13 protein-coding genes are annotated in these 12,458 nt (G+C 44.5%); 3 read left to right on the plus strand and 10 right to left on the minus strand.

The window, feature by feature from the left end; translation table 11 throughout:
* Positions 1-39: 39 nt before the first annotated feature.
* Positions 40-591, minus strand: coding sequence for a type II 3-dehydroquinate dehydratase (gene aroQ / locus JMX03_RS06420; RefSeq protein WP_201574899.1), 552 nt, complete (start codon positions 589-591; stop codon positions 40-42).
* 336 nt (positions 592-927) lie between these two features.
* Between aroQ and JMX03_RS06425 the strand changes: the two genes are divergently transcribed.
* The gene (locus JMX03_RS06425; RefSeq protein ID WP_201574898.1) at positions 928-1,143 is read left to right on the plus strand and encodes a cold-shock protein; all 216 of its coding nucleotides are present in this window, start codon (positions 928-930) and stop codon (positions 1,141-1,143) included.
* A 345-nt stretch (positions 1,144-1,488) separates the two neighbouring features.
* The gene (locus tag JMX03_RS06430) at positions 1,489-2,643 is read left to right on the plus strand and encodes a DEAD/DEAH box helicase (protein ID WP_201574897.1); all 1,155 of its coding nucleotides are present in this window, start codon (positions 1,489-1,491) and stop codon (positions 2,641-2,643) included.
* Positions 2,644-2,795: 152 nt separating this feature from the next.
* Here JMX03_RS06430 and JMX03_RS06435 read toward each other — a convergent pair whose 3' ends face one another.
* From JMX03_RS06435 to ilvA, 7 genes are all read right to left on the minus strand, one after another.
* The gene (locus JMX03_RS06435) at positions 2,796-3,641 is read right to left on the minus strand and encodes a sulfite exporter TauE/SafE family protein (protein ID WP_201595327.1); all 846 of its coding nucleotides are present in this window, start codon (positions 3,639-3,641) and stop codon (positions 2,796-2,798) included.
* Between the two features lie 152 nt (positions 3,642-3,793).
* The gene (gene ccoS, locus JMX03_RS06440; RefSeq protein WP_201595329.1) at positions 3,794-4,081 is read right to left on the minus strand and encodes a cbb3-type cytochrome oxidase assembly protein CcoS; all 288 of its coding nucleotides are present in this window, start codon (positions 4,079-4,081) and stop codon (positions 3,794-3,796) included.
* Positions 4,082-4,213: 132 nt separating this feature from the next.
* Positions 4,214-4,984 (minus strand): YdcF family protein, encoded by a 771-nt coding sequence (locus JMX03_RS06445; RefSeq protein ID WP_201574894.1) that lies wholly within the window; start codon positions 4,982-4,984, stop codon positions 4,214-4,216.
* A complete protein-coding gene (gene murB, locus JMX03_RS06450; RefSeq protein WP_201595331.1) occupies positions 4,974-6,071 on the minus strand; it encodes a UDP-N-acetylmuramate dehydrogenase in 1,098 nt (365 codons plus the stop codon). Before murB ends, JMX03_RS06445 begins: the two co-directional genes overlap by 11 nt.
* Positions 6,072-6,246: 175 nt before the next feature.
* Positions 6,247-6,744, minus strand: coding sequence for a low molecular weight protein-tyrosine-phosphatase (locus tag JMX03_RS06455; protein WP_201595333.1), 498 nt, complete (start codon positions 6,742-6,744; stop codon positions 6,247-6,249).
* Positions 6,745-6,994: 250 nt separating this feature from the next.
* Positions 6,995-7,414 (minus strand): RNA-binding S4 domain-containing protein, encoded by a 420-nt coding sequence (locus JMX03_RS06460; protein ID WP_201595335.1) that lies wholly within the window; start codon positions 7,412-7,414, stop codon positions 6,995-6,997.
* A 135-nt stretch (positions 7,415-7,549) separates the two neighbouring features.
* Positions 7,550-9,103 (minus strand): threonine ammonia-lyase, biosynthetic, encoded by a 1,554-nt coding sequence (gene ilvA / locus JMX03_RS06465; RefSeq protein ID WP_201574890.1) that lies wholly within the window; start codon positions 9,101-9,103, stop codon positions 7,550-7,552.
* A gap of 256 nt (positions 9,104-9,359) precedes the next feature.
* On the opposite strand from ilvA, the gene rpiA reads away from it, so the two are divergent.
* A complete protein-coding gene (rpiA, locus tag JMX03_RS06470; RefSeq protein WP_201595337.1) occupies positions 9,360-10,019 on the plus strand; it encodes a ribose-5-phosphate isomerase RpiA in 660 nt (219 codons plus the stop codon).
* A 135-nt stretch (positions 10,020-10,154) separates the two neighbouring features.
* Here the strand turns inward: rpiA and argF are convergent, their stop codons facing one another.
* Together argF and alr are read right to left on the minus strand one after the other, a co-directional pair.
* Positions 10,155-11,081, minus strand: a complete 927-nt coding sequence (argF, locus tag JMX03_RS06475; RefSeq protein WP_201574888.1) for an ornithine carbamoyltransferase — start codon at positions 11,079-11,081, stop codon at positions 10,155-10,157.
* Positions 11,082-11,247: 166 nt separating this feature from the next.
* The gene (alr, locus tag JMX03_RS06480; RefSeq protein ID WP_201595339.1) at positions 11,248-12,360 is read right to left on the minus strand and encodes an alanine racemase; all 1,113 of its coding nucleotides are present in this window, start codon (positions 12,358-12,360) and stop codon (positions 11,248-11,250) included.
* Positions 12,361-12,458 lie beyond the last annotated feature (98 nt).

Here is a 12,458-nt window from a genome sequence, read left to right on the forward strand (position 1 = left end):
CTTAAGAAGCTTAGCTTGTCTGACAGATCTTAAAGCCCATCAGTCAGTTAAGGCTATGTTATATGTATGGAGCAACCAATAATCAAGCGCCATCTGATAGCCAAAATGACCCAAACCGCAAATGACACCGACGGCTATATCGCTTAGATATGAGTGCTGACGAAACGGCTCGCGGCTATGCACATTGGATAAATGCACTTCGATAAATGGTTTTTGGGTGGCGAGCAGGGCGTCACGTAGCGCGACTGAGGTATGGGTAAAGGCAGCCGGATTGATAATAATAGCGTCTACCTGTGATGCTGCATTGGCTAGTAGGCCATGATGTTGAATATCATCGACCAGTTGTCCTTCGTGATTTGATTGAATGCAAATAAGCTCAATATTGTGTTTGGCTGCACGAGCGGTCAGCTGTGCTTCAATATCAGCAAGTGTGGTGTGACCATAAATTTCAGGCTCACGCTTACCTAATAAGTTTAAGTTCACCCCATTGATCAATAGAAGCTTACGTGTCAGTGTAGGCTTTGTCTCTGTATCAGAGCGGTCTGTTGTTGTGGTATTTGTCGTTACTGATTGATGAGAAGGTGCGCTCATAGCTCTCTCTATACTCTATAGATGACTGGAAATAAGAAAATGATAAATGATTAACAGGATAAAGAATGGCTTTATAATAACAGCTTGACCACCATGTTATAAAAAAATTACATAAAAACCCCACATAAGTGCTAAAAACCATGTTAAAAGGCTTTGTGTTACTAAAAACACGTGTTATGATATTTTTTATACGATAAGTATTGCAAGTTTGTTACAAATATCGTTTTGGTATTTGAGACAACCTGTTTATTTTTTGATTTCATGATTTTAGCACCCGTTTATATGCAATGTTGCAAAGGAATTTGGGGCTAATCGCACTTTTTAGGAAGCACTATTATGTCAGCTCGTGAACAAGGTACTGTTAAGTGGTTTAATGACTCAAAAGGCTTTGGTTTCATTCAACGTGATAGCGGAGAAGACATCTTTGTCCATTTCCGCGCGATTCAAGGTGATGGCTATCGCTCTTTAAAAGATGGTGAAAAGGTTGAGTTTAGTGTAGTTGAAGGTCAAAAAGGCCTGCAAGCCGAAGAAGTCAGAAAAGTAGACGAATAATCAGCCTGGCCAATATGAGTGTTTAACCATATTGCAGAGCAAACTACTGATATACTACTGAGTCAAGCCGGTCATAACTTACCAATGTTGAGCATGTTGCAATGTTTTGGTAAAGGGCAGACATAAGGCTTGGCTTTTTTGTGCTTATAGATTTTATATGTCATTATACTGTAGAGTTTGCTGAGTTTGCTGAGTTTGCTGAGTTTGCTGAGTTTGCTGAGTTTGCTGAGTTTGGCCACTCTTGTTTGCATTTACTATAAGCCCAGCCAAAACTTGAGATAGGCCTACTGTCGATTTATATACAAGCAATTCATATATCAGCGATTCATACACAAGGATAATTTTTTGAGTAATTTTAAAACATTCACTGATCTCCCACTTTCAGAGCCAACCTTAAAAGCGATCAGTGATTTGGGATTCACCGAATTGACCGCCATTCAAGCCCAGATATTGCCGCATACTTTGGCGCATCAAGATGCTATTGGTCAGGCGCAAACCGGTACTGGTAAGACAGCGACGTTTTTGCTGACCATTATGGAAACCTTACTAAAGCGCTCTTTCGCTGATGACGAACAGCGGTTTTTAGGTGAGCCGCGCGCAGTCGTTATGGCGCCAACACGTGAGCTGGCACAGCAGATATTCGATGATTGTATCGCGCTGACCAAATATACCTCATTACATAGTGTCTGTATCATGGGCGGCACCAACTATGAAACGCAGCAGCACGAGCTTGAGCGTCAATATGTTGATATTTTGATTGCCACACCTGGACGTTTGATTGACCTGATGAACAAAGGCATGGTGTATCTTGACCGTGTAGAAGTGTTGGTATTGGATGAAGCAGATCGTATGCTCGATATGGGTTTTATCCCTGATATCAAACGCTTGGTTGGTCGTATGCCACCGAATACAGACCGTCAGAGCTTGTTGTTTTCCGCTACCTTTAACCAAGATGTAATGAATCTTGCCTACCGCTGGTTACATGAGCCGCAGTTTGTTGAAATAGAGCCTGAGCACAAAACCAGTGAATTGGTCGATCAGCATTTTTACTTATTGACAGAAGACCAAAAGTTAGATGCCTTACAAGGTATTTTGGCTGATACAGCAGTGGATAAGGTAATCGTCTTTGCCAATCGCAAGGATCAGGTAAAGCGCTTATATCATAAATTGCGTCAAGGCCATAAAGTTGTGATGCTGTCAGGTGATGTGATTCAACAAAAGCGTGAAAAGTACTTACAGCGCTTTAAAGATGGTCATGCTTCTATTTTGGTAGCGACCGATGTCGCAGGACGTGGTATTCATGTCGATGATATCAGCCACGTAGTCAACTATACATTACCAGATCAGCCAGATGATTACGTGCATCGTATCGGTCGTACAGGCCGTGCTGGGCAAACGGGTATCAGTATCAGCTTTGTCAGTGAAGACGATGCCTTCAACATACCCGCGCTTGAAAAGCATTTGGATACTAAGTTTAGCCTTGAGCAATGGCAAGCATAACAGCTTAGAATATAAAGTTGTTTCGCTTGTTTTATAAATAGCCATCATAACTAGCTATTATAAATGCCTGTTAATAAGCAATTATAAAAAAGCCCTCAACGATGAGATACACGTTGAGGGCTTTTCTGTGGCTAATTTGGTTTGGTGCTCAATTATTGAGTGTGATCCACAGTCTCTGCATGTTCATTCATATCATGTGTGCTGTCGTTCATCTGACTCATATCTTGATGGCTAGCGTTATCTGCTTCAGACACTATAGCAGAAGGGCTACCATGATCCATCTGTGCATGACCGTCTTCTCCGCCATGCCCACCATGTCCGCTATGCATGGACATCATAATCATAGGTACAAAAATAACGGCCATACCCGACAGTACCATTAGTGCGCCATTTACTTGGCGTAAGCGGAAACGTCCAATTTTATCACGTAGCCACCCAACGGTCTCATGAGTAGCGACCAACATCGGGACTGTACCTAGACCAAAGACAAACATCAGTGCCGCACCGCTCAACGGGTCATGGGCAACGACAGCGATCAGCAATGCGCCATAGACCAGTCCACAGGGTAAGTACCCCCACAACAGCCCTGCCGCCAGTGCGCGAGGATAAGTATTGAGTGGAAATACTTTTTGACGTACTGGGCTAAGATACTGCCAAAAACGCATGCCTACCCGCTCAAGTTTGTTCAAAAAAGGCATACCAAGCATGGTAACGCCTACAAAGACTAAGACCAGTCCTAGCAAGATACGCGGTGTACTGTTACCTTTCATTAGGGGCTCTAAGACAGTCGTACCGATGAGACCTGCAACTAAGCCCAAAATAGAATAACTGACTAGGCGTCCAAAATGATAGGTAGCGATTAGGCGACGACGCTTGGCTGGGCTGACGTCTTTCATAGATAGACTAAAAGCCGCGACCAGACCACCGCACATGCCCAAGCAGTGTGGTGAACCCAAAAACCCCATTAAAAATGCCGCAACTAATAACGCTGTGGTCATAAGGACTGTCTCCTAAATAATGCATAGTATGCAAACCTGTTTTTCACAAATAAAGACAACAGGTAGTGGATGAAATAGTGAATCTAAAAGTCATACTTGATCGCAGTGCCTAACGGCAAGGCTTGAAAACACGGTTCAAAAAAGGTTTAGGGCTATGTTTTGGGAAGATCAGAGTCTTTGGCTTGGATAGGGGCAGAATCATCCAAACTGATGTCTTTAGCCTCATTATCAAGAGCGCTCGCTTCAGCTTCTTCAGTAGGATTGAGGGGCTCATGAGACTGCAAGACTTGACGCCGCTCTTGTCGGTCATCCAATATAATGCGCTGTGACGCATTGTCCAAATCTTCAAATTGATTAGATTTTACTGCGTAACGCACCGCCCAAATGGCCACCACAAACAGCATCAAACTCAACGGGATTAATAAAAATATACTGAGCATGGTAAACCTCTTAAATAGCAGTTTCTTATATTATTATACACTTTTTGCAAGTGTAATAAGTGACCTGTATAGGTCGAACATTTAATAGATCTTAATGACGCGTTAAACTTGTTTTTAAGTGTGTGGCTGGTGTCAGTTAAAGGTTTTGACCGCCTTACCTCTCGGCGTTAGTAGCTGCTCGATGGTGACTTCGTCTGCCCGGCGACAATCTGACTGCGGGCGCAAAACATCCCGCAGGTAGGCCGCTATTTCATAGACTGCACGCCTAGAATGGCTTAAGTTTTGCGCCGGTTCCATCCAGTCACGATTGACGGGTAGTGGGGCGCTGAGAGGTGTACTATTAATACCATTTAAGGCCAGCTGTCTGCGTGCCCGTGCCATGTGGTAACTGTCGGTCACTAGGTAGACATGCTGTAGCGGGATACGCTTGGCAATAAAACGTGCATTTTCGCAGGTATTCATACTGGCATTTTCACTTATCGAGCCTTCAATACCATGTTCGATAAGCCATTGATTCATCCAAGGAGCTTCAGCGCCACTTAGGACAATCGGTAATGGCAGATCATGATAGGCTGTCGCAGCAGTGCGAACACGGTTTAAGCTGTAGCCATTTAGGATTATTTGGTTGTTATTGTCGTTGGTAAGGCCACCACCTAATATCACGTAAGCCGTTGGTGGTGAGCTTGTCGCTGTAGGCGGCATAGCAGATAGGGGCAGGTGTTGAAACATATATACCACCGCACGCGAGAACAGCGGGGTAAATAGGCTGACAAGGACAAGAATAATCATTGTCGAGCCAAGCAAAAAAGTGATGTTAATGATACGAAATAATCTTATCATACGCTCAGCTGAGCGTAAGTAATGACGCCACAGCCGTTTTGACCATGGGCGTTTAGACCGCATGCTCTTGTCCAATCGTACCGTCAGCGTTTACCCATACTGGTTCACGACACAGGGTAATGGCAAACTTGTCATAAACGCTGCTTGCGATATGGTTTTGGGCTGTTGCCACGTCTGCTTGGGTAGCTTGATAGGGAGTATGGTTGGTAAGCACGAGCGCTTGATGCTTATGAGTGACTATCGGCTCAATACCGCTACCTTTTAGCCCAGCTTGCTCTATCAACCAACCTGCAGCGACTTTGACGGTTGATGCGGGCATAGGGTAGCCGACAATATCAGGGTAAATACTCTGTAATGATTCGAATTGGTTTTGAGAGATGATCGGATTTTGGAAAAAGCTGCCGCAGTTTGGTAATTGCTGCGGGTCTGGTAGCTTTTGTTTGCGAATATCAATGATGGCATGCATCACATCGCGTGGGGCAGGTAGGGCATGCCCTTGCTGCTCAGCATAGGCTTGGGCAACGGTTTGTACATCGCCATAATTGGCTAAAACTTTGGTTGGATCAGTATGCAAACGAAAACCGACACGGCTGATGAGCCAAGTATTGGGCGTGCGTTTGAAGAGACTGTCTCGGTAGCCAAACTCACAGTCTGCGGCAGTTAGCTGATGCCAAGTTTTGCTTGGTAAATGATAAGCACGGACATATTGCATATAGTCTTCAAGTTGAACACCGTATGCACCAATATTCTGTACAGGGGCGGCACCTGTCAGCCCAGGAATGAGGGCTAAGTTCTCGAGTCCATACCAGCCTTGGTCAACGGTATGGATGACCAAGTCATGCCAGTTTTCACCTGCCATGACTTCGATTTCTACATAATCTTGAGTTTGCGCGGTGATGGTGATGCCACGCATTTTTGGTCGTAACACAATAGCATGGAGCTTTGAAGGAAGCAGGACATTACTCCCACCAGATAATACAAATAACGGCTGACTGCTATCGGTGCTTGCCATAAAGGTATCAAGCTGAGACTCAGCTGTGAGCGTCACCACTGTGTCAGCCAGACAAGCAAGTGCCATCGTATTAGCATGAGAAAGGTCATACGATGAATCATTTTGCTTACTGGTATCAAGGCACAAGTCTGTAATCATAAGGCAGTCTATTTAGCAAATAAATGAGCGAGAGTAAGGCCATGATCAGAGATTAAATAGACCTTAATACGCTCGTTATTATAAGGCATACACAAGATAAAATCAGATAAAACATGCAGGTTTTGTGGTTAGTATCAGTAAAGCTCTGAGCGATATAAATGTCTATCAGATACAACTACATAGCATTCCAGCTCTCAATCCAAGCTTTTACACTGGATTCGATACGCTCAATGACTTCTTCAAAGTCATCCCCGTCACCTTGATAGGGATCAGGAACATCATCGCCACCATAGTTGGGATCTTCTTCGCTAAACAATGCCAGTCTAGCCAGTTTATCATCTGTATTTGGCAGGTCATCTTTAATCGCTTGCAGGTCTGCTAAGTTTTGCGTATCCATGGCTAAGATAAGATCAAAGTTATAAAAATCCTCTGCACTGACTTGACGCGCAACCAGCTTACTGAGGTTATAGCCCTGACTTTTGGCATGGCGCTGTGAGCGCGGGTCGGGCGCTTTACCGATATGCCAATCACTCGTACCTGCAGAATCTATTTTTAGCGAAAGTCCTGCTATGGCAGCTTGCTGGCGAAAAATCTCTTCGGCCGTTGGTGATCTACAAATATTACCCAAACAAACCAATAATACTGACGATGGTGTAGACGCTTTAATTTGCATAATATGACCTTTTATGACAATAAAAAAACATGCTATAAAAAACCAGCAATTTTAATGCGGCTCACTAGCATGTGATTGGTTGAATAAATAAAGAGTGAAGAAGTAGTAGCTTTCAATGTTCTAATGATCGAGCTGTTGACGCTTGTCACAAGGAGTTTAGCGTAACGCTTAATGTCGTAAATAACAAGGGCATGCTCTAGGCAACAAAGATCATGCAAGGAATGCAGTCTTTAAACTATTTTAGTGTTTTTTAGTCTTGCTGATGCTTAAAGCGCTGCAGGTCGCGACGTTGTTTTTTGTTGGGCTTATTATCAGGGCGTGCAAGATTAGCAAGCTTGCGCTGTTCAGCATAATAAGCGCGGCGCTCTTCGCTCTCTTGGGTTTCTGAATACAAGACTTGCGCAGCAGTCGCATTGCCACGCTGTGCCGATAGCGCTTCAACGACGACGGTTTTTTCCGTCATTGCGGTTGCCGACCCTTGTCGAATGGTCAACTCGTCACCGACAGCAATCTCTTTACTGGTCTTTACACGGCTGCCAGCATAATGTACACGTCCGCTTTCAATGGCTTGCTTGGCAAGGGTACGCGTGCGATAAAAACGCGCCGCCCATAACCATTTATCAAGACGGATTTTAGTTGGTGTATTAGGCGTATCGTTATTTTTACTCATCTAAACCTCGTTGATAGATTATGATATCAATAGCTAACATTAGTAACTAACTTAGCATTTAGGCGTGTTTCATAGACCCTAATATAGCTTAGTTGTAAATGAAATGACACGCCTGAATGTTTACGTCTTTATTTTTTATTTCAAAAACAACTGATAACCAATATTGTCATTGAGCATCGTACAGTCATAGCCGATATCGAGTAGAGCATCTTGCAATTGGCGTGAGTTACTTTCTGATGCTTGTAAGCCTACCAGTACACGACCTTCAGCGGCGCCATGATTACGGTAGTGGAATAAAGTAATATTAAAATCATTACCAAGCTTTTCTAGGAAAGTCAGCAGCGCTCCAGGTCTTTCTGGAAAGACAATTTTTAATAATTGTTCATTTTCAACATGCGCATGACCCCCAATCAAATGACGAATATGCGATTTTGCAATATCATCATCGGTCAAATCGTATGCCGTATAGCCGTCATTTGCCATTTGATTACTAATAGTCTGACGCTCTTTATCGCCTTCTTTGAGAGCGATACCCACAAATATTGAAGCAGGCTCCATCGAGTCAGGTGACAGCTGATTGTCAGCACGATAGTTAAATTCGGTAATATTACGGCCTTGTAAGCTGCGGCAAAAGTCTAAAAATGCGCCAGTTTGCTCAGGGATAGTGACTGCAAAGATGGCTTCTTTCTTTTCGCCAATCTCGGTACGTTCCGTGATATAGCGCAGACGGTCAAAGTTCATATTAGCACCGCAAACGATGCCGACGCAGTTTTTACCTTGGAGATTATTGGCATTAATATACTTTTTCATACCCGCGATTGATAGTGCGCCAGCAGGCTCAACAATGCTACGGTTCTCTTCAAAGACATCTTTTATAGCGGCGCAGACTTCGTCATTAGTACAGGTCACGACTTCAGGCTCAACGATAGTGCCCGAACCATCGCTCTTTTGGGTACGAATAACATCAAACGGCAACTCGCCGATTTGGGCAACGGCAACGCCATCGACGAACAGCCCGACTTGTTCAAGTTTGACGCGTTCACCAGTTTCTAGCGCCGCCTTTAGGCAAGCTGATTGTGCTGCTTCTACCGCGATGACCTTGACGTGTGGCGCCACTTCCCCTAAGAATGCCGCAACACCTGATATCAGGCCGCCACCGCCGACCGCGACAAAGACATAATCCATATTGCGCCATTGCTGAGTCAGCTCAAGACCAATGGTTCCTTGCCCAGCAATGACCAGCTCATCATCGTAAGGTGGTATGAAAGTCAGACCTTCACGCTCAGCACGGTCAATGGCATAACGATTGGCTTCATCAAAGCTGTCACCATGCAAGTCCACATTGCCACCCAGTGCTCTGACAGCATCAACTTTGATGTCTGGTGTGGTGGTGGGCATGACGATAATATTATTCAGATCTAACCTACGGGCAGAGTAGGCAACACCTTGAGCATGGTTGCCTGCCGATGCGCAGATAACGCCGCGTGCTTTTTGCTCATCACTCAATTGACTGATACGGTTGTATGCGCCGCGCAGTTTAAAGGACTTGACGGGCTGTAGGTCTTCGCGTTTTAGACGAATATCATTAGCAAAACGTTGAGTGAGCTTGGGTGCAGCTTCAAGTGGAGTCTGAATGGCGACGTCATAGACAGTGGCTTGTAAGATGGCTCGTACCCAATGTGATAGCATAATGATTCCTAAATAGGCAATAAATGGAGATAAAAATGAAATAGATTAGCCTATGCTGATTTTTGTCATCTTGCAAGACTCAATTGCAGTTTTCATGGTTGTTTTTATGACAAAGTATGAATGACTGGCAAATCCATATCAAAATTCATCAACTGACACAAGTTAAATTACAATCACTCCTGCGCTGACATCTTTTGTGGTCATCGGGTATAATGACCGCGCATTTTGATATTTTTCACGTTGCCAAGGATTTATAATGAGTGATCAGCAAACACAAAAGAAATCTGCTGCCAAAGCGGCTCTAGAGTATATCGAAGATGGAATGATATTAGGGGTAGGGACGGGCAGCACCGTGAACTGTTTGATTGAGTTGTTACCCACAATTAGGCTTGCAGGCGCTGTGGCTAGTTCGCAAGTGACCGAAGATAGGCTAAAAGCCCTTGGAATTGAAGTGGTGGATCTGAACTTTGCCGGAACATTAGACATATATATCGATGGCGCGGATGAAGTCAATGAGCAGCTACAATTGATCAAAGGGGGTGGCGGCGCGCTCACACGTGAAAAGATCGTTGCTGCCGCTTCCAAGAAGTTTATTTGTATGGTCGATGAAAGCAAACGTGTAGATATATTGGGCCGAAATTTTCCAGTGCCCATCGAGGTGCTACCGCAAGCGCGCTCATATGTTGCAAGGCAGTTGGCTGAAATGGGCGCAGAGCCAGTATACCGTGAAGGGTTTGTCACCGATTATGGTAACGTCATCTTAGATGTGTACGATTTGGATGTGAGTAATCCAATAGCTCTAGAAAAAGAGCTAAATAATATCGTTGGCGTGGTGTGTAACGGTATTTTTGCTGCAAATCAAGCAGATGTACTGTTAAAAGCGGGTAATAATGGGGTTGAACCGATAACACGTTAGAGTAATAATTATTAAACCATCCGCAGTTTTTGGGTTTGATATAGTCTTAAATCTCGAGCATATATAAAGGCAGACTACATAAGTAATCTGCCTTTTTGCTACTATTTTAAGATTGTTTTAGCTCAAGCTAAACGGTTATCGATCTGATAGTTTGATCTTATCCTTTAACAAAAATTCCATCAATGCCTTTTGTGCATGCAAGCGGTTTTCTGCCTCATCCCAGACGACAGAGCGCGGATCATCAAGCATGTCATGAGAAATCTCCTCACCGCGATGCGCAGGCAAGCAGTGCATAAAGACCACATCTGGATCTGCCTTGTCTAATAAAGACGGTGTAACTTGATAAGGGGCAAAACGACGCGCACGGGTATTTTGCTCGGACTCTTGGCCCATACTTGCCCAGACGTCAGTGACAATGAGGTTGGCGTCTTTTGCCGCATCTTGTACGTTTTCGACGAGGCTAACGCAATGTGAAAAGCGTTCCATTAACTTTGCATCAGGCTCAAAGCCATAAGGCGCTGCAACGCGTAGCTCAAAACCGAATTGATTCGCTGCTTGCATAAAGGAGGCGCACATATTGTTGCCATCACCGACCCAAGTCACGATCTTATTCTCGATACTGCCACGATGCTCGTAATAGGTTTGCATATCGGCCAATAGCTGGCAAGGATGAAAGTCGTCGGTCAAGGCATTGATGATGGGCACACTTGAGTATTCAGCAAAAGTCTCAACCTTTTCGTGTCCAAAGGTGCGAATCATGATGATATCAACCATGCTAGAGATGACGCGAGCTGAATCTTCTAAAGGCTCACCGCGACCGAGCTGAGTGTCGTTTGGTGATAAAAATATCGCATTGCCACCAAACTGTCCCATACCAGTCTCAAAAGAGATGCGAGTGCGGGTTGATGACTTCTCAAAAATCATACCAAGCGTACGGCCAACAAAGGGCTGATAGATCTCGCCAGCGTGTTGCATTTTACGCAGTTCGCTTGCACGTATAATGAGGTTTTGTAATTCTTGTTTGGTTAAATCAGATAAGGTTAAAAAGTGGCGCAAACTCATAGCAATCCTAGCAGTCGATCACAGTCAATGAAACGTTATCAGCCGTCAGTGGCAATAGGAAACTACCCAAGCCATGGCGACAACAAACTTTTAGTATAGCGTAATTAGTTTCAATGTAAACGCCAAATTTTTCTAAAAATTCTTCTAAAATAACCCAGTGGTAAATTTACGCCAGTTTGCGGAGGGGACGCGCACTGAGCCTACATAGTAGCTCATAACCAATCGTGCCTGCATGATTAGCGACCTCATCGACATGCGGCTTCGCCCCCCAAAGCACGACTTTGCTATCAAGCGCAATATCTACTAGAGCGGCACTCAAATCAATGACAATCATATCCATGGCCACTCGTCCTCGAATAGGACAGGGATAGCTGGTGTTGCTAGCAGCATCAATCATCATGACATAAGCATCATCACTGATGACACGCGGATAGCCGTCACCGTAACCAATACTGACGAGAGCGGTTCTAGTATCCTGCTGAGCAGTCCAGCGACTACCATAACCAATCGCCTCGCCAGCACTGACTGTGTGTACCGCCATGATCTGCGCACTGAACTCCATCGCAGGCTGTAGATCTAAATCCTTAGCCGATTGATCAATGACTGGTGAGCTACCATAGAGCATGATACCTGGACGTACCCAGTCATAATGATTATCAGAGAAGTTTACGATCCCTGCAGAGTTGCACAACGAGCCCTTGATATCTGCACTGACATGCGCTTGTAAGTGGCTTAGCATGTCAGAAAAACGCTGTATTTGTATGCTGTTGAGCGGATACTCGCGATCGTCGGCATTGGCAAAGTGCGTCGTGAGAATGAGCTGGTAACCAGCATCATGTAAACGCTGCGCTGCTTCTACAACCGTTTTTTCATTGAAACCTAAACGATTCATGCCAGTATTATATTTTATCCAGACCTGCCGTGTTGAGCTTTCGGCTGCTGGTATATTGGCTAGCGCCCAGTCTAACTGCGGTGTATGGTGAATCACGCAGCTACAGTCATTATCAATGGCTTGCTGCCACTCGTCGGCGCTAAACACGCCTTCAACCAAACCAATCGTTTTGTCCCAGCCTAATTGCCGAGCCTCTAATGCCTCAGTAAAAGTGGCAACACCAATCCCATCTGCTTGCTGCAATGCTGGCAACACGGCAGCCACGCCATGACCATAAGCATTGGCTTTTACCATAGCCAATACTTTGGAATTGGGCGCGCGCTTTTTTACTTGAAATAAGTTGTGAGTAAGGGCTTGAGGATTAATGGTTACGGTAGCAGTACGCATAATTAAGATCTTTATTAGTATTTTAGGCCGACAGTTATAGATATTAATAGTCATTTTATGGTGTAAAATAACTTGTGGTTGGGTTTTGAATATTACAG

It is taken from the genome of Psychrobacter fulvigenes, assembly GCF_904846155.1.
Classification (GTDB): Bacteria; Pseudomonadota; Gammaproteobacteria; order Pseudomonadales; family Moraxellaceae; genus Psychrobacter; species Psychrobacter fulvigenes.